This window comes from Pseudoxanthomonas sp. PXM01, assembly GCF_014851815.1.
Classification (GTDB): domain Bacteria; phylum Pseudomonadota; class Gammaproteobacteria; order Xanthomonadales; family Xanthomonadaceae; genus Pseudoxanthomonas_A.
In genome coordinates this window covers 320,882-344,800 of record NZ_JACVAJ010000001.1, presented here as the reverse complement: position 1 = coordinate 344,800, position 23,919 = coordinate 320,882, and the positions used below count along the sequence as shown (strand labels likewise).

The 23,919-nt window shown below is 68.3% G+C and carries 24 protein-coding genes; 6 read left to right on the top strand and 18 right to left on the bottom strand.

Going from position 1 to position 23,919, the window contains the following annotated elements:
- Positions 1-233: 233 nt before the first annotated feature.
- The gene (locus IB230_RS01590; RefSeq protein ID WP_192271200.1) at positions 234-1,238 is read right to left on the bottom strand and encodes a glucokinase; all 1,005 of its coding nucleotides are present in this window, start codon (positions 1,236-1,238) and stop codon (positions 234-236) included.
- 157 nt (positions 1,239-1,395) lie between these two features.
- On the opposite strand from IB230_RS01590, the gene IB230_RS01585 reads away from it, so the two are divergent.
- From IB230_RS01585 to IB230_RS01560, 6 genes are all read left to right on the top strand, one after another.
- Complete coding sequence (locus IB230_RS01585; RefSeq protein ID WP_192268073.1) at positions 1,396-1,800, top strand: CopL family metal-binding regulatory protein; 405 nt, start codon at positions 1,396-1,398, stop codon at positions 1,798-1,800.
- A 119-nt stretch (positions 1,801-1,919) separates the two neighbouring features.
- A complete protein-coding gene (locus tag IB230_RS01580; protein WP_192268071.1) occupies positions 1,920-3,722 on the top strand; it encodes a copper resistance system multicopper oxidase in 1,803 nt (600 codons plus the stop codon).
- Entirely contained in the window at positions 3,719-4,642 is a 924-nt protein-coding gene (locus tag IB230_RS01575; protein WP_192268069.1) for a copper resistance protein B, read from the top strand. Before IB230_RS01580 ends, IB230_RS01575 begins: the two co-directional genes overlap by 4 nt.
- 11 nt (positions 4,643-4,653) lie before the next feature.
- Positions 4,654-5,163 (top strand): DUF411 domain-containing protein, encoded by a 510-nt coding sequence (locus IB230_RS01570; RefSeq protein ID WP_225589122.1) that lies wholly within the window; start codon positions 4,654-4,656, stop codon positions 5,161-5,163.
- Positions 5,164-5,253: 90 nt separating this feature from the next.
- Positions 5,254-5,649: a heavy metal-responsive transcriptional regulator gene (locus IB230_RS01565; protein WP_192268065.1), complete on the top strand. Its 396-nt coding sequence runs from the start codon at positions 5,254-5,256 to the stop codon at positions 5,647-5,649.
- Positions 5,646-8,027 carry a heavy metal translocating P-type ATPase gene (locus IB230_RS01560; RefSeq protein WP_192268063.1) on the top strand — a complete coding sequence of 794 codons (2,382 nt, stop codon included), beginning with the start codon at positions 5,646-5,648 and terminating at the stop codon, positions 8,025-8,027. The genes IB230_RS01565 and IB230_RS01560 overlap by 4 nt, the downstream gene beginning before the upstream one ends.
- A 49-nt stretch (positions 8,028-8,076) precedes the next feature.
- Here IB230_RS01560 and IB230_RS01555 read toward each other — a convergent pair whose 3' ends face one another.
- The 17 genes from IB230_RS01555 to IB230_RS01475 all read right to left on the bottom strand — a co-directional run bounded on the left by IB230_RS01555 (position 8,077) and on the right by IB230_RS01475 (position 23,906).
- On the bottom strand, positions 8,077-8,517 hold the full coding sequence (locus IB230_RS01555; RefSeq protein WP_225589121.1) for an excinuclease ATPase subunit: 441 nt from the start codon (positions 8,515-8,517) through the stop codon (positions 8,077-8,079).
- 103 nt (positions 8,518-8,620) lie between these two features.
- Positions 8,621-9,160: a hypothetical protein gene (locus IB230_RS01550; RefSeq protein ID WP_192268061.1), complete on the bottom strand. Its 540-nt coding sequence runs from the start codon at positions 9,158-9,160 to the stop codon at positions 8,621-8,623.
- Positions 9,157-9,609: a hypothetical protein gene (locus IB230_RS01545; protein ID WP_192268059.1), complete on the bottom strand. Its 453-nt coding sequence runs from the start codon at positions 9,607-9,609 to the stop codon at positions 9,157-9,159. The genes IB230_RS01550 and IB230_RS01545 overlap by 4 nt, the downstream gene beginning before the upstream one ends.
- A gap of 53 nt (positions 9,610-9,662) precedes the next feature.
- On the bottom strand, positions 9,663-10,898 hold the full coding sequence (locus IB230_RS01540; RefSeq protein ID WP_192268057.1) for a beta-ketoacyl-ACP synthase: 1,236 nt from the start codon (positions 10,896-10,898) through the stop codon (positions 9,663-9,665).
- Positions 10,895-11,629, bottom strand: a complete 735-nt coding sequence (fabG, locus tag IB230_RS01535; protein ID WP_192268055.1) for a 3-oxoacyl-ACP reductase FabG — start codon at positions 11,627-11,629, stop codon at positions 10,895-10,897. Before fabG ends, IB230_RS01540 begins: the two co-directional genes overlap by 4 nt.
- Positions 11,626-12,081 (bottom strand): hotdog family protein, encoded by a 456-nt coding sequence (locus tag IB230_RS01530; RefSeq protein ID WP_192268053.1) that lies wholly within the window; start codon positions 12,079-12,081, stop codon positions 11,626-11,628. Before IB230_RS01530 ends, fabG begins: the two co-directional genes overlap by 4 nt.
- Entirely contained in the window at positions 12,081-13,271 is a 1,191-nt protein-coding gene (locus IB230_RS01525) for a beta-ketoacyl-ACP synthase (protein ID WP_192268051.1), read from the bottom strand. The genes IB230_RS01530 and IB230_RS01525 overlap by 1 nt, the downstream gene beginning before the upstream one ends.
- Positions 13,268-13,816, bottom strand: coding sequence for a DUF3261 domain-containing protein (locus IB230_RS01520; RefSeq protein ID WP_192268049.1), 549 nt, complete (start codon positions 13,814-13,816; stop codon positions 13,268-13,270). The genes IB230_RS01525 and IB230_RS01520 overlap by 4 nt, the downstream gene beginning before the upstream one ends.
- Positions 13,804-15,036 carry an NAD(P)/FAD-dependent oxidoreductase gene (locus IB230_RS01515; protein ID WP_192268047.1) on the bottom strand — a complete coding sequence of 411 codons (1,233 nt, stop codon included), beginning with the start codon at positions 15,034-15,036 and terminating at the stop codon, positions 13,804-13,806. The genes IB230_RS01520 and IB230_RS01515 overlap by 13 nt, the downstream gene beginning before the upstream one ends.
- The gene (locus IB230_RS01510) at positions 15,033-17,399 is read right to left on the bottom strand and encodes an MMPL family transporter (RefSeq protein WP_225589120.1); all 2,367 of its coding nucleotides are present in this window, start codon (positions 17,397-17,399) and stop codon (positions 15,033-15,035) included. The genes IB230_RS01515 and IB230_RS01510 overlap by 4 nt, the downstream gene beginning before the upstream one ends.
- Entirely contained in the window at positions 17,392-18,015 is a 624-nt protein-coding gene (locus tag IB230_RS01505) for an outer membrane lipoprotein carrier protein LolA (protein ID WP_192268045.1), read from the bottom strand. The genes IB230_RS01510 and IB230_RS01505 overlap by 8 nt, the downstream gene beginning before the upstream one ends.
- Positions 18,012-18,443: an acyl-CoA thioesterase gene (locus IB230_RS01500; protein WP_192268043.1), complete on the bottom strand. Its 432-nt coding sequence runs from the start codon at positions 18,441-18,443 to the stop codon at positions 18,012-18,014. Before IB230_RS01500 ends, IB230_RS01505 begins: the two co-directional genes overlap by 4 nt.
- Positions 18,433-19,986 (bottom strand): aromatic amino acid ammonia-lyase, encoded by a 1,554-nt coding sequence (locus tag IB230_RS01495; RefSeq protein ID WP_192268041.1) that lies wholly within the window; start codon positions 19,984-19,986, stop codon positions 18,433-18,435. The genes IB230_RS01500 and IB230_RS01495 overlap by 11 nt, the downstream gene beginning before the upstream one ends.
- Complete coding sequence (locus tag IB230_RS01490; RefSeq protein WP_192268040.1) at positions 19,967-20,911, bottom strand: acyltransferase; 945 nt, start codon at positions 20,909-20,911, stop codon at positions 19,967-19,969. The genes IB230_RS01495 and IB230_RS01490 overlap by 20 nt, the downstream gene beginning before the upstream one ends.
- Positions 20,908-21,687 carry a glycosyltransferase family 2 protein gene (locus tag IB230_RS01485; protein ID WP_192268038.1) on the bottom strand — a complete coding sequence of 260 codons (780 nt, stop codon included), beginning with the start codon at positions 21,685-21,687 and terminating at the stop codon, positions 20,908-20,910. Before IB230_RS01485 ends, IB230_RS01490 begins: the two co-directional genes overlap by 4 nt.
- On the bottom strand, positions 21,677-23,362 hold the full coding sequence (locus IB230_RS01480; protein WP_192268037.1) for an AMP-binding protein: 1,686 nt from the start codon (positions 23,360-23,362) through the stop codon (positions 21,677-21,679). Before IB230_RS01480 ends, IB230_RS01485 begins: the two co-directional genes overlap by 11 nt.
- Positions 23,355-23,906, bottom strand: coding sequence for a hypothetical protein (locus IB230_RS01475; protein ID WP_192268035.1), 552 nt, complete (start codon positions 23,904-23,906; stop codon positions 23,355-23,357). The genes IB230_RS01480 and IB230_RS01475 overlap by 8 nt, the downstream gene beginning before the upstream one ends.
- Positions 23,907-23,919 lie beyond the last annotated feature (13 nt).

Below are 23,919 nucleotides of genomic sequence, written 5' to 3'. Positions count from 1 at the left end.
CAGAAGGCCCCTGGTCGCGGGCTTTCGACGGAGCATGCTCCCGGACACCAACTAGTGCCAGATGGGACAGCAACCAAAGTTAGAAGTGAGTTTGCGGCCCCAATAGAATCAATGAGAAGCACGAACTAATGTCAGGGGACAGCAACTAACGACACCGACAATGCACTACATAACGGATGAAATGCGCAATTTCGCATAATGCCTATTATGTACAAGACGCCGTGCAGGACAGATCAGATCCCAGCGCGGTTCTGCCGATACCAAGCCACCGCGCCCGCCAGGCCCAGCTGCCCATGCTCCACCCGCCACACTGGCACCCGCTCCAACTGCTCGGTCATCACGCCCTTGTTGAGGTAACGCTGCAGGAAGCGCCCGTCGTGCAGGAACTGTGGAATGTGCGCAGTCACGCCGCCGGCGAGATAGACGACCCGCGCACCGAAGATGATCGCCAGGTCGCCGACGACGCTGCCCAGCCAGCCAGAGAACGTCTGCAGCGTTTCCTTCGCAAGATCATCTGCGTCCGCGGCAGCCACCAGCGCGCCGGCATCCGCATGCACGGGCGTCTCGCCCCGAAGTTCGCACAGGCACCGGTACAGGTTCATCAGGCCCGGACCGGACAGCACATGCTCGTTGTGCAGGTAAGGACGGTCCTTCAGCAATCGACGGACGATATCCAGCTCCAGGGCGTTGCCGGCGGCCAGCGAGGCCTGGCCGACTTCCGTCGGCAGCACGCGCGGCGGCTGGCCCTCGATCCAGACAGCGGCGCCAAGCCCGGTGCCCGGACCGATCACCAGGGCCGGTGACGACGTGCCAGAGCCGGTCGCTGGCGTAAGCGGTGACAGCGTGTCCGGCGACAGCGTGGGAACCGCATTGGCCACGGCCTCGAAATCGTTGATCAGCCGTACCCACGCCAGTCCCGCGCCGGCACGCGTCTGTTCCACCGAGACGGCCCACGGCAGGTTGGAATTGATCAGGCGATCGCCTTCCAGCACACCCGCGATCGCCACGACCGCGCCGTGGCACGGGGTGCCCGCGGCGTAGTCGTGCAGGATAGAAGCGAGATCAGGGTGTTCCGCGCAAGCGTAGCGCCGGTAGTCGCGGATCTCGTTGCTGCCGTCGGCCTCGATCCAGCCCAGCCGTGCATACGTGCCGCCCACGTCCGCCACGATGATGCGCGTGGAAATGGAATCCTTCTGGGAGGAATCGGTCGGGACGCCCGCCGGCACCTTGCTCGTCATTACCGTGCCCGCCATGCGATCGCCACGTTGTCCGGAGTCTTCAATAACGCGACAAGGATATCGCGTCGCCACGTCCCTTGGCAGCGTGGACGATCGTCTCGCCGCCGCGGAATCCCTACGCCACGGTACGTCCGGCGGCATGGCGTATGATGGTGGCATGTCCCGCGTCGCTACCCTGCTCCGTGCCCTGCTCTGCCTTGCGCTGCTGCTCAACGGCACGGCGTATGCGCATGCCGCCACGCGCATGGCGATGGGCGACATGGCGGCGGCCGCACAATCCGGCCACGACGACATGCCGCCATGCCACGAGGACATGGACATGGCGATGGACCACGCGGGTGCATCCACGGCCGACCATCACGACGACGATGCGGGCCTGCCCGATTGTTGCAAGGCCGGCAATTGCGATGGGTTCTGTGCCCAGCATGCGCCCGCGCTGACCTGGCTGGCTCCGCTGGGAGCACCGCGGTATCCGTCAGCCGATGCACCTGTCTACCGTGCCGATGTCCATGCCTCCGTGCGCCTGTCGCACCGTCATCGACCTCCCATCCAGGCGGCCTGACGCCGCCACGCTGCGGCTTGCCGCAGGACCGGACAGCGCCTGACGCGCACCGGTCCCACGACCACGACGGACGACATCGGCAGCAGTCGGTCGTACCGTCGATGCACAGGATGGTTTGAATGAAACACGATGACTCCACACCGGGGCGCCTGGGCGCGTTCCGGCCTACGCGCCGCCAGTTCGTTACCGGCCTTGCGACCGGCGGCGTCGCACTCGGCTTCGGCCTTGCCCGCATGCCCGCCTCCGCCGGGACCCCCGCACGACGCGGCGGTGCCGCGCTGGTGGCCGGCACCGACTTCGCGCTGAGCATCGGCGCGATGCCGGTGAACATCACCGGCCGCACGCGGCCGGCGATCACCGTCAACAGCAGCCTGCCCGCCCCCACGCTGCGCTGGCGGGAAGGCGACACGGTCACCGTCCGGGTCAGCAACCGGCTGCACGACATGACCTCGATCCACTGGCACGGCATCCTGCTGCCGTCGAACATGGACGGCGTGCCCGGCCTGAGCTTCAACGGCATCGCACCGGGCGAGACGTTCCAGTACCGCTTCCAGCTGAAGCAGTCGGGCACCTACTGGTACCACAGCCACTCGATGTTCCAGGAGCAGGCCGGTCTGTACGGCGCGCTGATCATCGATCCGCGCGAACCGGCGCCGTACCACTACGACCGCGAACACATCGTGCTGTTGTCGGACTGGACCGACCTCGATCCGGCGGCACTGTACCGGCGGACGAAGAAGATGCCGGAGCACGACAACTACTACCAGCGCACGCTGGTGGACTTCGTGCGCGATGCGCGCCGCGACGGGCTGGCGAAGACCGTCGAGGATCGCGGCATGTGGGGGCGCATGCGGATGACGCCCACCGACATCTCCGACATCAACGCGCACACCTACACCTACCTGGTGAACGGCGCGGCGCCGGACGGCAACTGGACCGGACTGTTCAAGCCGGGCGAGAGGGTGCTGCTGCGCTTCATCAACGGCAGTGCGATGACCTATTTCGACGTGCGTATCCCCGGCCTGAAGATGACCGTCGTCGCTGCCGACGGACAGTACATCCACCCGGTCAGCGTCGATGAGTTCCGTATCGCCGTGGCGGAGACATTCGACGTGATCGTCGAACCGGTGGGCCAGGACGCCTTCACCCTCTTCGCGCAGGACATGGGCCGCACCGGCTATGCGCGCGGCACGCTGGCCGTGCGCGACGGGCTGGAAGCGCCGATTCCCGCACGCGACCCGCGTCCGCTGCTGACGATGGCCGACATGGGCCATGACATGGGGGGCCATGGCGTCCACAAGGGCATGGAAGGGGGCTGTGGCGCGATGATGGGCGAAGGCGGCTGTGGCGCGAACATGGCTGCGATGGACCATAGCGCGCATGCATCGGCATCGGTCGCACCGAACCATCCCGCCAGCGAGACCGGCAATCCGCTGATCGACATGCAGTCGTCCGCCGGCGAACCCAAGCTCGACGATCCCGGCATCGGCCTGCGCGACAACGGCCGCCAGGTGCTGACCTATGGCGCGATGCGCAGCCTGTTCGACGACCCCGATGGTCGCGAACCCGGCCGCACCGTCGAACTGCACCTGACCGGGCACATGGAAAAGTTCGCCTGGTCGTTCGACGGCATTCCATTCGCCAGTGCCGAGCCGTTGAAACTGAAGTACGGCGAGCGCATGCGCATCGTGCTGGTCAACGACACGATGATGCAGCACCCGATCCATCTGCATGGCGTGTGGAGCGACCTGGAAAATGCCGACGGCGATTTCCATCTGCGCAAGCACACCATCGACATGCCGCCCGGCACTCGGCGCAGCTATCGCGTGCGTGCCGATGCGCTCGGACGGTGGGCGTTCCATTGCCATCTGCTGTACCACATGGAAGCCGGGATGATGCGGGAAGTGAGGATCGAGGCATGAAGACCTTCTCCCGTGCCCCGCTCCCTCTCGCCGGCGCGCTTGCCTTCGCGCTCGGTGTGGCTGCGCCTGCCTTCGCGCAGCATCACGACCATGCGCAGCACACGACCGACGACGCGACAACGCAGGCCTCGCCGACGCAGGACGAACACGCGCAGCACGACCATGGCGCGATGTCGCATGCAGCACCGGCGGCCATCGCGACGTCCCCGCGCGAGCCGATCCCCGCCATCACTGCGGACGATCTGGCGGCGGCGTTCCCGGCCATCGACCACCACGCCATGCAGCACGCACCGGCGTTCAACCACAAGGTGACCTTCAACCGGCTGGAAGCCTGGGACGCCGACGAAGGCACCGGCCAGGCCTGGGAAGGCATCGCCTGGTTCGGCACCGACACCGATCGCCTGTGGCTGCGCAGCGAAGGCGAACGCATCGGCGGCCATACCGAAAGCGCGGACCTGGAAGTGCTGTATGGCCGCAGCGTTTCGCCCTGGTGGGACGTGGTGGCGGGTGTCCGCCACGACTTCAAGCCCGGCGATGCGCGTACCTGGGCTGCCGTCGGCGTGCAGGGCATGGCGCCCTACCGGTTCGAAGTTGCGGCGACCGCGTACATCGGCGAAGACGGCCAGGTCGCCGCCAACGTCGAGGCCGAGTACACGTTGCGCATCACCAACCGCCTGGTCCTGCAGCCGCTGGTGGAGGTGGACATCGCGGCGAAGGATGATCCGGACTACGGCATCGGGCGTGGTGTCTCCGGCATCGAAGCGGGGGTGCGGCTCCGCTACGAAATCCGCCGTCGCTTCGCCCCGTATGTGGGCGTGGTGCACGAACGCGTCTTTGGCGATACCGCCGACCATCGACGCGCCGATGGCGAATCCCCCCGCGACACCCGCTTCGTGGCGGGCGTCAGGCTCTGGTTCTGATGGAGGCCACCATGCGATATCGCACTCCCCTGCTCCGCGGCGCATCGATCGCGCTGCTCGCCGTCGCCACTGCCTGTACGCAGGCGATACCGTCGCCGGTGAGCACGGCCGTCGCTGCATCGCCGCCGCCCGCGGAAACCCGGCCGCGCATCACCGTGCACCGGGATGCGTACTGCGGTTGCTGCCACCTGTGGGTGGAACACCTGCGCAAGGAGGGCTTCGAGGTGGACGACCGCGTCGAGGACGACATGGGCCGGGTGAAGCAGCGCCTGGGCATCGCGCCGGAGCATGCGTCCTGCCATACGGCCGAGGTCGGCGGCTACGTGGTGGAGGGCCATGTGCCGGCATCCGACATCCGCCGGCTCCTGAGGGAACGCCCACGCCTCCACGGCCTCGTCCTGCCCGGCATGCCGATGGGCTCCCCGGGCATGGAGGTCGAGGGCGTCGACGCCGAGGCGTATACGGTGCTCGCCGTCGGTCATGACGGCACCACGTCCACCTACGCGCAGCACAGGCCGTGAGCAGCCAGGGGCGGCCGGGACGCCGCCCCGAGGCTTGACTCTGGAGTGTGCTCCAGGGTGCAGACTGCAGGCACTTCGAGGAGTCCCCGCATGAACATCGGACAGTTGTCCCGCCGCACCGGCGTGCCCATCGATACGGTGCGCTACTACGAGAAACAGGCCCTGCTGCCGGCGCCCGTGCGCAGCGCGTCCGGCTACCGCCATTACGAGGATGGCGACGTGCTGCGGCTCACCTTCATCCGCCGCGCCAAGACGCTCGGTTTCACGCTGGAAGAGATCCGCGACCTGCTGGCGTTGAGCCAGGCGCACGATGGCGACATGTCCGCCATCCGCGCGGCGGCGGACAGCAAGCTGGCCGATGTGGAGCATCGCCTGGCGGAACTGACGCGCGTGCGTGACGGCCTGCGCACGCTGGTCGACGCGTGCCCGGGACACGGCGCCCTGGGCCAGTGCCCCATCCTGTCCGCGCTGGGCGGTGATGCATGAGCGGTCCTTCGCACTCCCCTGCCCATGCCGGTGCCGTACCGGCGAAGTCCGCCTGCTGCGGTGGCCACAAAAATTCGCCGCCCGCCGGCACTACTCAGACCATCGATCCGGTCTGCGGCATGCAGGTGGACGCGGCCGCGACGCCGCACCACGCCGACCACGCGGGCGCGCGTTTCCATTTCTGCTCCGCCGGCTGCCGCACGAAATTCATCGCGGACCCGTCCCGCTACCTGCATCCCACGGGGGCGGACGAGGCGCCTGCACCCCCAGGCACGCAGTACACCTGTCCGATGCATCCGGAGATCGTGCAGGACGGTCCCGGCATCTGCCCGCTCTGCGGCATGGCGCTGGAACCGATGCTGCCCTCGCTGGACGAAGGCGAGAATCCGGAGCTCACGGATTTCCGTCGCCGCTTCTGGTGGACGCTGCCCTTCAGCGCGGCCACGCTGGTGCTGGCCATGGGTGGCATGTACATCACCGTCATCCCGCCCATCGTGCGGACCTGGCTGGAGTTCGCGTTCAGCACGCCCGTGGTGCTGTGGGCGGCGTGGCCGTTCTTCCAGCGCTGGGCGCAGTCGATCCGGCACCGCAGTCCCAACATGTGGACGCTGATCGGTACCGGCGTCGCGGCCGCGTACGGCTACAGCGTGGTCGCGGTACTGGCACCGCAGCTGTTCCCGCCTTCGTTCCGCGAACATGGCCATGTCGGCGTCTACTTCGAGGCGGCTGCGGTGATCGTCTCGCTGACCCTGCTTGGCCAGTTGCTGGAGTTGAAGGCGCGCGCACAGACCTCGGCCGCCATCCGTGCCCTGCTTGGGCTGGCCCCGAAAACCGCGCGCCGGCTGCGCGAAGACGGCAGCGAGGAAGACATCGACCTGTCGCACGTCCATGTCGGCGACCGCCTGCGTGTCCGGCCGGGCGAGAAGGTACCCGTGGATGGCGTGGTGCTGGAAGGCCGCAGCCACGTGGACGAGTCGATGCTGACCGGCGAACCGATGTCGGTGGAGCGCACGCCCGGCGACCCGGTCATCGGTGCCACGCTCAACGGCAGCGGCAGCCTGGTGATGCGCGCGGAGAAGATCGGCAGCGACAGCGTGCTCGCGCAGATCGTGCATCTGGTGGCGCAGGCGCAGCGCTCACGCGCACCGATGCAGCGACTGGCCGACCGCGTGTCGTTCTGGTTCGTGCTGGCGGTGCTGGCCGCGGCACTGGCGACGCTGCTGGGCTGGGGCCTGTTCGGCCCCTCGCCGTCGTGGACGCATGCCGTACTGAGCGCTGTGTCCGTGCTGATCATCGCGTGCCCCTGCGCGCTGGGATTGGCCACGCCGATGTCGGTGATGGTGACCAGCGGCCGCGCCGCGCAGGCGGGCGTGCTGTTCCGCGACGCCGAAGCCATCGAGACGTTGCGCAAGGTCGACACGCTGATCGTCGACAAGACCGGCACGCTGACGGAGGGGCGTCCAGCCTTCCATTCGGTGCACGCATCCTCGCCGTTCGACGGGGACCAGGTGCTGCAGCTGGCGGCGAGCCTCGATGCCGGCAGCGAGCATCCGTTGGCGCAAGCGGTCGTGCAGGAAGCACGTCGCCGCGGTCTGTCGCTCTCCACGGCCGAGGATTTCGAGTCCGGCAGCGGCATCGGTGTGCGTGGGCGCGTCGATGGTCACCGCCTCGCCTTCGGCAACGCCACGCTGATGCGGGAAGAACGCGTGTCCACGGACGCGTTGCAGGCGCATGCGGAACACCTACGCGGGGAAGGCGGCAGCGTGATGTTCCTGTCGGTGGACGGCGTCCTTGCCGGTTGCGTGGCCGTGGCGGACCCGATCAAGGCCAGTACGCCCGAGGCGCTGCGCACGCTGCGCAGCCACGGCCTCCGCATCATCATGGCGACCGGCGACGGTGAGCGCACGGCACGCGCCATCGCCGCGCGACTCGGCATCGAGGAAATTCACGGCGACGTACGCCCGGCCGACAAGGCCGCGCTGGTGGCGCGCCTGAAACAGGAGGGACGGCATGTCGCGATGGCGGGTGACGGCATCAACGACGCTCCCGCGCTCGCGGCGGCCGATGTCGGGATCGCCATGGGAACGGGCACCGACGTGGCCATGTCCAGCGCCCAGGTGACGCTGGTGAAAGGCGACCTGCGCGGCATCGCGCGTGCCAAGGCCTTGTCCGAAGCGACCGTGCGCAACATGCGGCAGAACCTGGCGTTCGCCTTCGCCTACAACGCCCTGGGCTTGCCGGTCGCCGCCGGTGTGCTGGGGCTGTTCGGCGGCCCGCTGATGTCGCCGATGCTGGCGGCCCTGGCGATGAGCCTCAGCTCCGCGTCGGTGGTCGGCAACGCGCTGCGCCTGCGGCATGCGCGGCTCGCCGACGGCTGAAAAGCACAGGGCCGCCCTGCGGCGGCCCTGTGTGGCAACGCATGCGACGTTACTTGATCTTGACGTACGTGGCCTTGAACGCGACGCCGCTCATGATGCCGCCCGCATGGCACTCGTAGTTGGTGGCACTGCGGAACTCCTTCTTCTTGAAGTAGCTGACGATATCGATGACCGCGTTGGCGCCGCGGTCCTTGGCGCCTTCCTGCAGTGCCTTGAGCGCCGACAGCGCCACCCAGCGGCAGGACTCGGCATCGGACTTGCCCACACCGTTGGTCTTCTTGTTGGTGACGTCTTCGCCGAAACGGGACACCACGGCCGGCGTCTTCTGGCCGGCAAGATAGAAGCGCACACTGCCATCGATGCCCGCCGCCTTGGCTTCGGGCGAGTTGATCAGCTCCTGCAGCGGCAGTTCGAGTCGGGTATCGGCCGCGAAAGCGGGCGTTGCCGCCAGCATCAGGCAGGTCAGTCCGGTGGTCAGAAGTCGTTTCAAGGTCTAGCTCCTGGGGGATGGGCGGCCGGGCCGCTGAAGAGTGAAGCTTGCCAACCGGGATGTTCGGGTGGCGTGGAGGCCCGCACGGGCGTCTAACAGGGTGTCACTGGATCGGCGGCACGTCCTCTTCGGGGCCGATTTCGATCCTGTTCTGTTCATCCGTGAACTGCACGCTGAAATTTCCGCGGCGTAGCCATGTCGCGATGTCGCCTGCCAACGCATCGCTGATCTTGCTCAGCGACGAACAGCCGCCACGGAACAGCGTCATCGTTTGCCGATAAGGTTGGTACTGACCGACGAGCTTCCCGTCCTGGAACAACTCTGCGCGCACCGTTGCCCACTTGGGTCCGGAGAAGCCGCCACCGTCGGCAGACCGCATGTGCATGACGCGAAGCCGTAGCGTCCGACCCGGCAGGCCTTGGAGTTCCTGATCGGTCAGCTCCACCAGACCCTTCGAGTACTCGACCAGATGGGAAGGAAGCTCCGCCGCCCAGTCGCACTCTTTCATGAACTCCGGCGAGCCGACGTAACCGTCCCGAAGCGTGATGCGTGGGTTGGTGAGAATGACGTCGCCCGCGATCGCCGGCGAGGCGAATGCGATCAGGCACAGCGCGAACACGACCTGCAAGCGGGCAGCCATCACGGGGTGGCGGCCTCGGTAGCGGCGGCATCAGGCTGGTGGAACACGGGAGAGTTCTGGATGTCGAAGGCAAGATTGCTGATCCAGCGGTTGTAGTTGCCGTGGATCTCCGGCGTTCCTCGCTTGACCTCGTAGTTCATCTCCTTGCTGGAGACGTACTCGATCTTGAAGCCATTGGCGTCGTAGCGCACCGCCACGATGACCTCGTGCGTGCGTGGCGCATAGCGCAGCGTGACCTTGCCGGGCTCGCTGTCGCTGACGGTCCAGCCGCGCGACTTGCCGGCGTGGATGATCGCCGCCTTGATGCGTGCGGCGGTCGGCGCGATGCCGTTGGTGGATTCCACCTTCTCGTACGCCGGGATCACCATCGGGTCCTGCTTGCCGGCGATGGCGGGCGCACAGGCAGCGGCCAGTACGGCCGCAAGCAGCAACGAAACGGAACGCTTGCTCATCCTTCCCCCTGTTGTCGTGGATAACGCCGGCGCGGGCACCCCTGCCCGCTCGCTTACCAGCGTTTGAAGATCAGCGACGTATTGATGCCGCCGAAAGCGAAATTGTTGTTCATCACGTAATCGGTCTGCAGTTCGCGGCCCTCGCCGGTGATGTAGTCGAGGTCGGCGCAACGTGGGTCGCGTGTTTCCAGGTTCAGCGTGGGGGCGAACCATCCCTCGCGCATCATCTGCAGCGTGATCCACGACTCGTAGGCGCCGCAGGCACCGAGCGTGTGGCCGACGTAGCTCTTCAGCGAACTGATCGGCATGCGACTGCCGAACACGGACGCGGTCGCCGCGGTCTCGGCGATGTCGCCATGGTCGGTGGCCGTGCCGTGCGCGTTGACATAGCCGATGGCGTCCGGCGACAGGCCGGCATCGTCCAGCGCCAGCCGCATGGCCTGCGCCATCGTGTCGGCGCTGGGCTGGGTGACGTGCTGGCCGTCGCTGTTGGTGCCGTAGCCGACGATCTCGGCCAGGATGGTCGCGCCACGCGCCTGCGCGTGGTCGAGGTCTTCCAGGATCAGCGTGCAGGCGCCCTCGCCCAGCACCAGGCCGTCGCGGTTCGCGTCGAATGGACGCGGCGTCAGTTCCGGTTCGTGGTTGCGCACACTGGTGGCGAACAGGGTGTCGAACACCGCCGCCGCTGTCGCATCGAGCTGCTCGGCACCACCGGCGATCATCGCCACCTGCTTTCCGCTGCGCACGGCCTCGTACGCACAGCCGACCCCCTGGCTGCCGGACGTGCAGGCGCTGGAAGTCGTATACACGCGCCCGGTCAGGCCGAAGAACACGCCGATGTTCACCGGCGCGGTGTGGCTCATCATCTTCAGGTAGGTGGTCGCGTTGATGCCTTCGGTGGTGTACTCGTTGAGCATCCGGCCGAAATCGCCGACCGCCTCATGGCTGCCCGCGGACGAGCCGTACGACACGCCTACCCGGCCGCTCTTCAGCACCGGGTCGCCCAGCAGGCCGGCCTCTTCCAGCGCCAGTTCGGTCGCGCGTACGGACATCAGCGCCACGCGCCCCATGCTGCGCGTGGTCTTGCGGTTGTAGTGCGAGGGCAACTCGAAGGGTTCGGCCGGCGCCGCCAGGCGGGTGTTCAGCCCTTCGTACTTCGCCCAGTCATCCATGTGGCGCACGGCGTTGCGGCACTCGCGCAGGCGCAGGTGCACGCTGGGCCAGTCGTGGCCGAGTGGACTGATGGCGCCGGCACCGGTGACCACCACGCGTCGATCGTTGCGATTCATCCGACCAGTCCTCCGTTGACCGAGATCACCTGGCGCGTGACGTACGAGGCCTGCGGCGACATCAGGAACGACACCACCGCGGCGACCTCCTCCGGCTTGCCCACACGCTTCATGGGGATCATTTTCAATGCCTCGTCGACGACCTCGCCGCTGACCATCTCGGTATCGATCAGGCCGGGCGCCACACAGTTCACCGTGATCTCGCGGCTGGCCAGCTCCAGCGCCAGCGCCTTGGTCGCGCCGATGATGCCGGCCTTGGCCGCGCTGTAGTTCACCTGGCCACGATTGCCCACCAGGCCCGACACCGACGACAGCGTGACGATGCGGCCGGGCTTGCGCCGCCGCACCATCGGCATGACCAGCGGATTGAGGATGTTGTAGAAACCGTCGAGGTTGGTGCGCAGCACGTCGTCCCAATCCTCCGCGCTCATCGCCGGGAAGGCGGTGTCGCGCGCGATGCCGGCGTTGCAGACGACGCCGTGGTAGGTGCCGTGTTCGCCGATGTCCGCCTCAAGCGCCTGCGCAGCGGCAGCGCGGTCGGCCACATCGAAGGCGAGCACGCGCGCCGCGCGGCCCAACCCGCGGATCTGGCCAGCGACGGCCTCCGCTTCGTCCACCCGGCTGCGGCAATGCACGACGACATCGAAGCCGTCCTGCGCCAACCGCAGCGCGATCGCCCGCCCGATGCCCCGGCTCCCCCCGGTGACCAGGACCGTATTCTCTGCACTCATTCCTGCGTACTCTCCAGATAAGCCATCGCGTCCGGTGGTTCGAACACCGACACGTTGGCGGTCGCCAGTTCCTCGCCCTCCCCCAGGATGCGGCAGCGGAACATGCCCAGCCCATTGTCGCCCAGCAATTCGCGGATCGCCTCCACCCGCAGCACGGTCCCGGCCGGGAACCACGAGGTGCGGCTCTCGTAGCGGCGGGTGCCCAGCAGGAATCCGATGGACGGCTCACGTCCCGCGGCCCGCGCATGGCAGCCGGCCCAGGCCGCGATGGTCTGCGCCATGTATTCCACGCCCACCCAGGCAGGCACGCCTTCTGCGTGGCTGAACGGACCTTCTTCGGGCACGCGCAGTTCGACGGCCACGGTGTCCTCGTCCCAGTCGACCAGCCGCTCGACCAGGCGCATCGTTCCGCGATGCGGCACCACGCGTTCGATGTCGTACAGCTCGCGCATCATTCCCCTCCGAACACCAGCACGGCATTGCTGCCGCCGAATGCGAACGACTGACTCAGTACGTGGCGCAGCGGCCCCTTCGCACGGTCGCCCGGCGCAACGAAGGCCAGCGGCGGCAGCGCGGGATCCGCCGCCCCGTCCCACCAGTGCGGCGGCAGGCGGTACGTGGGATTGTCGGTCATCGCCAGCCAGCACAGGCCCGCTTCGACCGCACCGGCCGCGCCCAGCGTGTGGCCGGTCAATGGCTTGGTGGAACTGACCGGTACGCCGCTCCCCAGCGCCGCCGTCACGGCCCGGCTTTCCATCGCGTCGTTCTGCGGCGTGGCCGTGCCATGCAGGTTCACGTAGTCGATCTGCGCCGGCGACAGCTTCGCCCGCGCCAACGCCTGCCCGATCGCCTCGATGGCGCCGATGCCCTGCGGCTCGGGCGCCGAGATGTGGTGGGCATCCGCGGTTTCGCCCCATCCCGCCAACCGCACCGGTCCCGGTGCGCGTGTCATCAGGAACAGGGCCGCGCCCTCGCCGATGTTGATGCCGTGGCGATGCGTGGAGAACGGATTGCAGCGCTCGGCCGAGACCGATTCCAGCGCCATGAACCCGCGCACGGTGAATTCGCACAGCGAGTCGGCGCCACCCGTGATGACCGCATCGACCAGGCCTGCACGCAGCAGGCGGGCGGCAGACGCCATCGCCTTCGCGCTGGAGGAACAGGCGGTGGAGATCGTCCAGGCCGGGCCGCGGGCGCCGGACTCGGCGGCAAGGAAGCGCGACGGCGCGCCGATTTCCTGCTGCACGTAGTGGAAGCCTGCGGGCCACTGGCGGTGCTGCTGCCAGTGCGCCATCGCCTGCTCGGCTTCACCGATGCCCGAGGTGCTGGTGCCGACTACGATGGCCACGCGCGCAGGGCCATACCGTTCGATGGCCTGCTGCACGGGGTCCTGGATCTGCAGGTAGGCCGCGCGCAGCAGCGCATTGTTGCGGCCACGAAGCTGCACGGGGTGGTGGTCGAGCGAGGGCAGCGTGTCGGCCACCTTGCCCAGTGCCAGCGCATGTCCGGGCACGAGTGTGTCGTCGACGGCGACGCCAGCCGGCGCATCGGCGCGGAAGAGCGCCGTGCGCACCGTAGCGACGTCCGTGCCGAGCGCACAGACGATGCCCAGGTGGTTCAGGAAGACCGGGGCGCCGCTCACGGGTCGTGGACTCCGCCAGCCACCGATTCGATCGTCAGCTCGTAGCCATCCGCCTCATTGCGGACGCGCACGGTGGTGGCATCCACCTGTTCGCGCTGCAGCCAGGTCCGGCCATCCTTGCGCAGCTCGCGGGAGCCATCGCGTTCGGCCAGCTCCCATCCTGCAGGCAGCGCCGCACGGATGGCTTCTGCCGGCCACAGGCTGAACTGCACGTCATCGAGCACGCGTTCGCCTCGCACAGCGGCCGGCAGCCATGCAGCGCGCTGCTCGACCAGGTCTTTGCCATCCCATTGCAGGCGCACGCCGGTCCGTCCCATGGCCTGCACGGCGAGGCGCACTTCGCCAGCGTCCACTTCGAGCAGTGCATCCAGCTCGCGTACGTGCGCGCCGAAGCGGAACACCAGGTGCTGCTGCGCCGTCAGTTCGTGGCCTAGAGACGCCGGCGCCAGCCTCAGCGCAGGCAGAGTGACGGCAGATGGCGGCACGCGCGTCGCGCACGCCGCCAGTACCAGGCCCATCAACAGGAGGGCGATCAGCCGGTGCACAGCTGCTCCAGCACCTGCAGCCGCCGCTGCGTATCGGCCACGTAGGGATTCTTCTTGTCCCACGCATAGCCGGCGAGGATCGAACAGATCATGCGGCGGATGTCGGGCTGCGGGTCCGGGTGGAAGATGATCTTCTGGAATCCGCCGGCGTACCACGATTCCACGAACCGGCGGAACGTCTGCACGCCGCCACGCAGCGGCACCGAATAGTCGGCTTCCCAGTCCACGGTTTCGCCGGCGTAGTGCCGGCGCAGGCATTCGCTCGCCAACTGCGCCGACTTGAACGCGATGGTCACGCCCGATGAGAACACCGGATCGAGGAACTCGCCCGCGTTGCCGAGCAACGCGTAACCCGGTCCCGACAGCGACGACACGTTGGCCGAGTACCCGGTGATCTGCCGCACCGGCAGCACCGCCCATTCCGCGTTCTTCAGCAGGCGCGTGAGGTTGGGGTCCTCGCCGACGATGGCCTGCAGGCGCTCGAGATCGGTGCCCTGGTAGCGGTTGAGGAAGTCCATTTCCGCCACGACGCCCAGCGAGCAGCAGCCGTTGGAGAACGGGATGGTCCAGTACCACACGTCGACATGCTCGGGATGCGTGGTGATCAGGATCTTGTTGCGGTCGAAACCGGCGTCGTGCGGGATGTGGTCGCGCACATGGGTGAAGATGGCGCCGCGCACCGGGAAGTTCGACGGCGACTCCAGCTTCAGCAGGCGCGGCAGCAGGCGCCCGAAGCCGCTGGCATCGAGCATGAAGTCCGCTTCGATCGCGTACTCCTCCCCTTCCGGCGACCGCACGGTCACGCGCGGCGTGTCGCCCGGTTCGGCCGAAAGCACCTCATGGCGGTAACGTACTTCCGCGCCCATGCGCTCGGCGCCTTTTGCCAGCACATGGTCGAAGTCGGCGCGTTGCACCTGGTAGGTGGTACCCCAGCCGGGCGAGAACTTGTCGCGGAAATCGAACTCGGTGGTGCGTTCGCCGCGCACGAACGCCGCACCGTTCTTGTACTGGAAGCCGGCCTGCACCACGTCCTGCAGCAGGCCCGCCGCCTCGATGTACTCCATGCTCTGCGGCAGCAGGCTCTCGCCGATGGAGAAGCGCGGGAACTGCTCGCGCTCGACGATCAGCACCTTGCGGCCCTGCTGGCGCAGCATCGCCGCCGCCACGGAGCCGGCCGGGCCGGCGCCGATGATCAGGATGTCAGTACGTTCCGTTTTCATGCAGCCGTGTTTCCATGCGAGGAGGAGTCATCCGGCGGCGGCCGGAACAGGGGCGACAGCAGCCAGACCAGGCCGATGCCGAACAGCAGGGTCAGACCGAACGCGCGCAACGCCGGCGTGGCCGACAGGCCCAGCAGACCGAACGAGAGCCAGGTGCTCGCCGCGCCGACGCAGACCGCCAGCCATGCGCTGGCATCGCCACGGTGTTCGACCAGGAAGATCCCGTAGTCGATGCCCATGCCGAGCAGCAGCATCAGCGCCAGCACGTTGAACAGTTGCAGCGGCTGGCCCAGCCAGCCCAGCAGCGCCACCGTCAGCACGCCCGCCAGCAAGGTCGGCGTGATCACGCGCCACGCCTGGCCGCGATAGCGGAGCGCCAGCACGGCGAACACGACGACGACACCGGCCAGCAGCAGCCACGACATCATGTGGCGGTAGTGCGTGAGCAGGCGTGAAATATCGGCAGTGCGGTCGACCCAGCGCACGCCCTCCAAGCCTTCCGCCTGCGCCGCGAACGTGGCCAGTGCATCCGTCCGCGACAGGTCGTTGACCATCACCACCGACGCCATGCCCTGCCCCACCTGTCCCAGCCACAGATGACGCACGGGCAGCGACGCGGGCGACGCGAGGAAGGCGTCGATGCCCAACGCCGACGGCGCAAGCTCACCGCGTGCGAGCGTCTCGCCGGTCGCCGTCGACAGGCGCGCCAGCACGTCCTGTTCGACGCGCGCGGTCAACGCCGCGTCCTCATCCTGCCGGCGCTGCGATGGCAGCCAGTCGCTCAGGGCACGGTGTCCGCCCACCTTGCCCTGGGCTTCGGCCTGGCGAAGGCGCGCGATGAGGTGTTCTTCGCGCTGCAGCACCTGCTCGGCATCGCGTCCCTGCACGAGGAAGAACTGCGCGGGGCTGGGCATGCCCAGCAAGCGGCCGACGTCGCGCTGCTGGGCGATCAGTTCCGGCGGCGACGACTGCAGGCCCCGCAGGTCGTCATTACCCTGCACCCGCAACAGGCCGGGCACGGCGACGACCAGCACGACGACCGCCAGCACGATGCCGGCGCGTCGGCTGCCCAGGCGCGGCCAGCGCGCCAGCGTGCCGCCCAGCCAGCGCGAGAAGCCGGTGGTGCGGACCTGTCCGCCATCGAGCCAGGGGAAGAAGAAGATCACCGTCAGGAAAGCGGCCGTCAGGCCGACCACCGAGAACAGCGCCATCTGCCGCAGGCCGGGGAACGGCGCGAGGCCGAGTGCCAGATAGGCCATGGCGCTGGTCAGCAGCGCCAGCCACAGGCCCGGCAACAGGTACCGAAGCAGCGACCAGCGCCGCTCGCTGGCCACGCCCTGGCGCGAGGCGAACCAGTGGATGCCGTAGTCCTCCGCCACGCCGACCAGGCTGGCACCGAAGATCAGCGTGAGCAGATGGACCTTGCCGAACACCAGGACCGTCACCGTCAGCGCGACCGCGCAGCCCACCAGCAGCGACATCGCCACCAGCAGCAGCGGGCGCAGGGAGCGGAACGCCAGCCAGACCAGCAGCAGCACCGCGGCCAGCGATCCCCAGCCGATGGTGTTGACCTCGCGGTTCGCCTGGACGGCGGCGGATTCGGCGTGCAGCGGCACGCCAGCCTTCAGCACGCGAAGATCCGGCGCGGAGGCCATCGCGGCAGCCGTCGCGCCATCCAGCACGTCCTGCAGATGGCGTTCGCCATCCAGCCGGAACGCCGATCCTTTCAGGGTGAACTGCATCACCGCCCAATGGCGGTCCTCGGCCTGCAGCAGGCCATCGCCATCCAGCGCCATACCGGAGGCCGCAGCCTGCGCCTGCCACCATTGCGGCCACAGCCCCAGCGGATCATTGCGCCACTCGGTCAGACGCGGCGCGCCCATCGGCCCGTACAGCGCCGCCAAGGCGGACTCGGCGAGCGCATCCGCCGGAGTCTGCATCAGCGCCTCGCGCTGCGCGGGTGTCAGCAAGCGATCGCGATACGGCGCGAGCGTATCGCGCGCCTGCGCGAACCAGTCCTCCGGCGAGCCCCCGGCCTCAAGCAGGGCCTGCGCCGCGGGTTGCGCGAGAGCGGTTTCGAAGGCCTGACGCGCTTTCAGCGCGGCGTCCGCGTCCTTCGCTCCCAGCATGACCACGACGTCACGCGAACTGTTCTCGGCGATGCGGCGCGTGGCGTCGGCCACCGTGGGATCGCCCGCTTCCTGCGGCAGCAGCGCCAGCACGTCGCTGTCGATGCGTGGCGACTGCCAGAACCCCCACTGGTGCCATGCCACGGCCGCCAGCACCAGCAGCCACGCGAGCACGAGCCATCGCCAGCCACGCAGCGGGTGGCCCGGCGTTGCGGGAAGTGCGGAATCACTCAAACCGGGCCGCCTCGTCGCGCGACAGCGTGGCGGGCGTTTCGCTCATACCACTGAAGCGCAGGCGGGTGAGGTCGCCATTGGCTTCGCGCAGTTCCACTTCGCGGACATAGCGGTCGCCCGACAGCCGTACCGAGGTGAACGCCTGTGCCAGTTGCCGCGAGCGCGGTACCAGCGTCATCTTCCAGCCCGTGGCGGCCGGCTCTTCCTTCACCTCGAAGGTCGAGGTCAGCGCCTTCATGTCGCCGCTCATCAACGCGAACATCATCGCGTTGACGCTGCGCAGCCCCGGCTGCTGTCTGCCATCCACTTCCACCCGGCGGCTGCCGTCGCGCTGGCGACTGAGGATGCGGTCCTGGGTGATGACGATCTCCGACGGGAACGGCGCGGTGGTGGTCCACAGCACGCCTTTCTCGCGCGCCAGCAGGAAGCGGCCGCTCGAGCGCAACGGGTTCTTGAACCCGGCGACCTGCTTCTCCTGCGCGAACTCGCCGCGCAGCATCGGCACCTGAGCCACCTGGGCGCGCACCTGCGCCAGCGGATCGGCCGCGCGCGCGGAAGGAACAAGGCCGCTGGCCAGTGCAAAGGCGAGCAGCAGTACGACGCGATGCCTCTTCATGGTGCCTGGACTCCCAACCGTTCCCACAACACGGGCGGGCACTGATAGCGCATCTCGCCTGAAGCGGCGTCGACCGCCACCTGGATCGTATGCGCACGCGTCAGCACGTCGCCGCTCGCCGCGTCGCGGATTTCGTAGTCCATCTTCAACCGGTTTTCCCATTCGCTGATGCGCGCGGTCACGATCAGCGGCTGTGCGTACAGCAGCGGCCGGATGTACTTCACGCGGGTGTCGACGATCGGCCACAGGTAGCCGGATGCCTGCATCTGCGGGTAGTCGTAGTCGAACCGCTGCAGCAGCGCGCAGCGGGCGATCTCCAGGTACTTGAAGTAGTGCCCGTGCCAGACCACCTGCATCGCATCGCAGTCGTGGAAGGCCGGCGCTAGCCGGACCTCGATCGCCAGGTCCTCGCGCGCATCAGCCGGCATAGACGTCCCAGCGCCCATCACGGATGTCGACCAGCAGCTGGCGCAGCTCGCCATCCAGCGCGCGATCCTCTTCGACCAGCGCGATGCGGTGCTGCAGGTCGGCGTACATCGCCGCCGGGCCCTCGCCCAACGTCGACTGCAGTCCGACCCGCTCGCGCAGCGCCAATGCCTGGCGCGCGGCGATCAGCATGCCGGCGACCACCTGTTCGGTCAGTTCGATCACGCGAAGGCAATCGCGCGCGGCGATGGTCCCCATGCTGACTTTGTCCTGGTTGTGGCATTCGGTGGAGCGCGAGAACACCGAGGCCGGCATCGTCAGCTTCAACGCCTCGGCGGTCCAGGCCGACACGCTGATCTGCAGCGCCTTCAGGCCGTGATTGATGGCGGCGCGGGGTCCGGTGGCGCCGGACAGGTTGGCCGGCAGGCCATGGTTGTAGCGCGCGTCGACGATCAGGGCGAGCTGGCGGTCCAGCAGGTCGGCGACATTGGCAACGGTGTTCTTCAGCGAATCCATCGCGAACGCGATATGCCCGCCGTAGAAGTGGCCGCCATGCAGGATCTGCTCGCGCTCGGGATCGATCAGCGGATTGTCGTTGGCGCTGTTCAACTCGGTCTCGATCAGCTGGCGCAGGAACGGCAAGGCATCTTCCAGCACGCCGATGACATGCGGCGCGCAGCGCAGCGAGTAACGGTCCTGAAGACGCTGCTCGTTGCGCGGCGGACGGTCGCTGTGCAGGTCCTCGCGCAAGCGCTGCGCGACGCGCGACTGGCCGGGATGCGGCTTGGCCGCGAACAGCACGGCGTCGAAATGGTGGGCATTGCCGTCGCTGGCGAGCACGTTGAACGCGGTCAACCGCGTTGCCAGCCGCGACAGGTACTCGGCGCGATGGAACGCCAGGCAGGCCAACGCGGTCATCACCGCGGTGCCGTTCATGATCGCCAGCCCTTCCTTCGGGCGCAGCGTCAGCGGTGTCATGCCGATCTCGGCCAGCGCCTCGCGCGCAGGACGGCGCCGGCCGTCGTGCATCACCTCGCGTTCGCCGCACAGCACGGCCGCCACGTACGACAGCGGCGTCAGGTCGCCGCTGGCGCCGACCGACCCTTCGGCGGGAATCAGCGGCAGCACGTCGTGGCGCAGCAGCGTCTCCAGCCCCTGCAACAACGGCAGGCTGACGCCGGACATGCCGCGCACCAGCGACGCCAGCCGCGCGGCGAGCACCGCACGGGTTTCGGTTTCGTCGAGGAAGCGGCCGAGTCCGCAGCCGTGGTAGGTGTACAGGTGTTGCGGCAGTTCCGCCACCAGCGCTGGCGGGATGTTGACCGTGCAGGAGTCGCCGTAACCGGTGGTGACGCCGTAGATGACCCCCTCCTCTTCCAGGAGGCGGCTGAGGAAGTCTGCGCCGCGCGCGATCCGCGCCCGGAAGACGGTGTCCGTGGACAACACGGCGTGGGTCTTCCGCTGCGCCAGCGCCACCACGTCCTCGATACGCAGCGGTGCGTCGCCGAACACCGGCGCCACGGATTCATTCAGTGCGGAGGTCATGCGGTACCTGATCCCAGAAGGGGTAAAAGTTGAACCAGTCGTACGGGGACAGGCGGACCTGCCGCTCCATCCATGTCGAGAACTGCGCAGCGTAGCTGGCCAGGGCCGCATCGCGCGAGCCGCGCGGCAGCGTGATCCGGTCGGCGAAGGCCTCCAGGCGCACGCTGTAGCCGTCGCCCTCGTGCGTGCACGCCATGGTGAACACCGGGCACCGCAACGCCGAGCCCAGCACGTAGGCCCCGATGGGAAACGGCGCGTCGTGTCCCAGGAACGGAACCATGACGCTGCGGCCGCCACGCAGGGGCACGCGGTCGCCGGCGATGGCGATGAACTCCCCACGCGCCACACGTTCGGCCAGCTTCACCGCATCGGCCGGCCCCAGGTCGGTGACCTGCAACAGCTCGACGCGACTGCCCGCATCGAGGCGACGGATCAGCCGGTTGAAGCGCTCGGCATGGGCGGTATGCACCAGTGCGGTCAGGCGGAAACCGGGCACCTGGTCGGCCATGACCTGGCACAGCTCCAGGCATCCGAGGTGCGCAGTGACGATCAGTCCGCCCTCGCCCGTTTTCACCCGTGCCAAGACGTCCTGCCTCAGCATCCGCACCTTGTCGACGGGATAGCGCTGGCCCAGCGCCAGGATCTTGTCCAGCATCGTCTCGGCGAACATCGCGAAGTGATGCAGGCTCTGCCGCACGCCGGGTCGCGGCGACGGCACGCCCAGGTGGCCGTGCGCACGCCGCAGGTATTGAAGCGATGCGCGTCGCGCCGTGCCGTTGAGCAGCCAGTGGACGAACACCACCGGATACACGCACACACGGAACGGCCAGCGGCCCAGCCAGCGGTGCACCGCGCAGAGCAACAGGATGCCGCGCACCGAGGTGGATTCGCCGATGTCGGCCCAGTGTTCGCTGCGACCGCTCATGCCGCGGCTACCCGGGCACGACGCACCAGCAGGCGCGGCAACCGGCGCAACATGCCGAAGAACAGGCGCGTGTGCATGCGGCTGATGCGCACGTTGTCGCGCCACACGTCGAAGTGGGATACGCCGTCGAGCGGGTAGGTCACCCGCGTCGGCAGGTTACGTACCGCGATGTTCCGCCAGAACAGCCTTACCAGCACTTCCACGTCGAAATCCATGCGGCGGCCGATGGTCTCCTCGTCGATCAGCCGCAGTACCGGCGGCAGCGGATAGACGCGGAAGCCGCACATCGAATCCCGGATACCGAACGACAAGGTGTTGATCCACACCCAAACATGGGTGAGATAGCGCCCGTAGAGCCGTCCCTTCGGCACGCTCGCGTCGTACAGCGGCACGCCGCAGACGACATCGTCCGGGTGCGCCTGCGCATCGGCGAGGAAACGCGGGATGTCGGCCGGGTCGTGCTGGCCGTCTGCATCGATCTGCAGGACATGCGAGTGCCCGTGGATGCCCGCGTCGCGAAAACCGGCCAGCACCGCCCCGCCCTTGCCTTGGTTGACGGGCAGCCGCAGCAGTCGCACCCGTGGCGCATGCAGCGCCGCCAGCCGGTCGAGTTCACGTGCGCAGGCCTCGCCCGAGCCGTCGTCCACCAGCAGGCACGGCGTGCCGGTCGCCAGCACGCCCTCCACCATCGTGGCGATGGCATGCTCGTGGTCGAACACCGGGATCACCACCAACGGGTGGAAACCGGCCGACATCGGCGCAGGGTCATTCGCCATGGGCAAACACCACGCGACCGCTCGCATGCGCCCCGTGCACGGAGGTGTAGCGGAACACCAGTGTGCCCCGCTCCGCCTGCCATTCGAGATCCAGCCGGATCAGGTCGCCGGGACGCGCGACCCGCTGGAACTTCAGGGCCTCCATGCGCAGGAACTGCGACGGCATGTCGAAGGCTTCGCGCGCCAGTTGCACGGCCCAGTCGAGCTGCGCCACGCCCGGCAGGATCGCTGCCTGGCTGAAATGGCCGTCGAACACCGCCAGCGACGCATCCAGCGACAACTCCACCTGTGCCCGGCTCGCTTCGCGCAAGGTCCAGTGCGCGTCCGGGCGTTCGGGACGGAACAGCGCGGCCAACGCCGCCTCGGTCACCTTGCCCTGCGCGTTGACGGGCAGCGCGATGGTGAAACGCCAGCGGCGCGGTCGCGTCACCGCATCCTGGGTAGCCGCGAGATGCCGCGACAACGACTGCGAGAGGGCACGGCGCGCCGCAGCATCGTCCGGCACGGGGACACCGTCGGCCATGGCGACGACCGCCGCGAGGGCATTGCGCGCGCCGCCCAGCAGCAGCACGCGTGCCTCCTTCACCGCGGGATGCGTCTGGATCTGGCGTTCGAGCGCGTCGAGCGACACGCGCCGCTCCTCCACTTTGACGATACGGTCGGCCCGGCCCAGCAGGCGGAAGCCGCCGGCGCCGTCGGGCTCCGCACGATCCTGGCTGCGCCACCACGCATCATCGGACAGGTGGGACGAATGCACTTCGAGCACGCCGTCCTGCACGCGCCAGTCGACACCGGGCAGCGGGCACCAGACCGGCACTTCCGTCTCCCAGCGACGCCAGGCGATGCCGCCGGTTTCAGTGCTCCCGAGGATCTCGGTGGGTGGCACGCCGAGCAGGCGGGCAACCTCGTGCGCCGCCTCGGCGGGCAACGCACCGCCCGAGGAGAACACGGCGCGCAATTTCCCGTGCAGCGATGCCCACGGCAGCTGCGCAGGCAAGCGCTTCAGATGCGCGGGACTGGCGACCAGTACCGCGTCCTGCCCGTCCATCGCCGCCAACAGGTCTTCGGGAAAGAACGCCCGCGACACGATGGCGCGTCCGGCCGCCAACGGCCACAGCACGCGGAACAGCAACCCGTAGATGTGCTGGTGCGAGACCGTACCGTGCACGGCCACGCCGTCCAGCGACCGGCCGAGCGCCGCCTCCAGCGCATGCACTTCGGCGTCGAGCTGGCGCAGCCGCTTCTCGATGGCGACCGGCTCACCGGTGCTGCCCGAGGTGAACACGACCAGACGCGTGGCGTCCGCATCGAGCGCTCCCACGACGGCATCGGTATCCGGCGCGTGATCCGGCGTCGGCATATCGCTCTCGATCCAGTCGCCGACGAAACCGTCCACCCGCGTCCGCAGGCGCGACTGGGTGCCAGTCAGCGCATCGCCGGGCAGCACCACGGTCTTGCCGGCGTGCCATGCGCCGTAAAGCGCTGCAGCGAAACGCGCGGCGTCCTCGAAATGGAGCGCCCAGACGTCGCCGGCATGCGCGCGGAAACTCGCCTGCCAGTGCAGCACGTCACGATGGAAGTCTGCGTGGTCCGCGGACGCGGCGCCTGCAGCGAGGAACGCGCGTCCCGGCATGGGCCGCACGGCGACGTCGGCGAGCGCGCGCCACTCAGCCATGCCGGTACCCCGCCTTCACGCGCTGCCGCACCAGCCATTCGGCCCCGAACAGCAGGCCGATGAGCGCGTATGCAATCAGGCCGTTGTACAGCGCCCAGGCGCGGTCCGACATCCACAACGCCGTGACCAGCGCGAGCGCGCCATTGAAGACGAAGAACCCGCACCACACCTGGGTGACGCGGCGCGTATAGGCCACGCCAGCGGGCGGCAGATCGGGCTCGGTCAGCCGCGCGATGCGTTCGACGGCCGAAGGCGGGAACGCCAGGCTGGTCGCGAACACCACCAGCATTACGGCGTTGATCAGCGCCGGGTACAGCTTCAGCGGCAGCGCCTCATTGAAGGCCGTGGCCAGTGCCGCCAGCATCGCGGCGCCGGCCGCAGCGACCAGCCAGATCGCCTGCCGGGTCGCGATGGCACGAAGCACGGCGAGGACCAGCAGCAGCACCGCCAGCCAACGCGGCTCGAAGCGGCCCATCGCCCAGTACACCACCAGGGGATACGCCACCGACAACGCCACGAAGATGGCCGCGCCTATCCGGGACACGGGAACGCGCCTG

Bases quoted from the DNA above. Each gene is read 5' to 3' on its own strand.
- IB230_RS01590 (WP_192271200.1), bottom strand. From the start codon at position 1,238: ATGACGAGCAAGGTGCCGGCGGGCGTCCCGACCGATTCCTCCCAGAAG.
- IB230_RS01585 (WP_192268073.1), top strand. From the start codon at position 1,396: ATGTCCCGCGTCGCTACCCTGCTCCGTGCCCTGCTCTGCCTTGCGCTG.
- IB230_RS01580 (WP_192268071.1), top strand. From the start codon at position 1,920: ATGAAACACGATGACTCCACACCGGGGCGCCTGGGCGCGTTCCGGCCT.
- IB230_RS01575 (WP_192268069.1), top strand. From the start codon at position 3,719: ATGAAGACCTTCTCCCGTGCCCCGCTCCCTCTCGCCGGCGCGCTTGCC.
- IB230_RS01570 (WP_225589122.1), top strand. From the start codon at position 4,654: ATGCGATATCGCACTCCCCTGCTCCGCGGCGCATCGATCGCGCTGCTC.
- IB230_RS01565 (WP_192268065.1), top strand. From the start codon at position 5,254: ATGAACATCGGACAGTTGTCCCGCCGCACCGGCGTGCCCATCGATACG.
- IB230_RS01560 (WP_192268063.1), top strand. From the start codon at position 5,646: ATGAGCGGTCCTTCGCACTCCCCTGCCCATGCCGGTGCCGTACCGGCG.
- IB230_RS01545 (WP_192268059.1), bottom strand. From the start codon at position 9,609: ATGAGCAAGCGTTCCGTTTCGTTGCTGCTTGCGGCCGTACTGGCCGCT.
- IB230_RS01540 (WP_192268057.1), bottom strand. From the start codon at position 10,898: ATGAATCGCAACGATCGACGCGTGGTGGTCACCGGTGCCGGCGCCATC.
- fabG (WP_192268055.1), bottom strand. From the start codon at position 11,629: ATGAGTGCAGAGAATACGGTCCTGGTCACCGGGGGGAGCCGGGGCATC.
- IB230_RS01530 (WP_192268053.1), bottom strand. From the start codon at position 12,081: ATGCGCGAGCTGTACGACATCGAACGCGTGGTGCCGCATCGCGGAACG.
- IB230_RS01515 (WP_192268047.1), bottom strand. From the start codon at position 15,036: ATGAAAACGGAACGTACTGACATCCTGATCATCGGCGCCGGCCCGGCC.
- IB230_RS01505 (WP_192268045.1), bottom strand. From the start codon at position 18,015: ATGAAGAGGCATCGCGTCGTACTGCTGCTCGCCTTTGCACTGGCCAGC.
- IB230_RS01500 (WP_192268043.1), bottom strand. From the start codon at position 18,443: ATGCCGGCTGATGCGCGCGAGGACCTGGCGATCGAGGTCCGGCTAGCG.
- IB230_RS01495 (WP_192268041.1), bottom strand. From the start codon at position 19,986: ATGACCTCCGCACTGAATGAATCCGTGGCGCCGGTGTTCGGCGACGCA.
- IB230_RS01490 (WP_192268040.1), bottom strand. From the start codon at position 20,911: ATGAGCGGTCGCAGCGAACACTGGGCCGACATCGGCGAATCCACCTCG.
- IB230_RS01485 (WP_192268038.1), bottom strand. From the start codon at position 21,687: ATGGCGAATGACCCTGCGCCGATGTCGGCCGGTTTCCACCCGTTGGTG.
- IB230_RS01480 (WP_192268037.1), bottom strand. From the start codon at position 23,362: ATGGCTGAGTGGCGCGCGCTCGCCGACGTCGCCGTGCGGCCCATGCCG.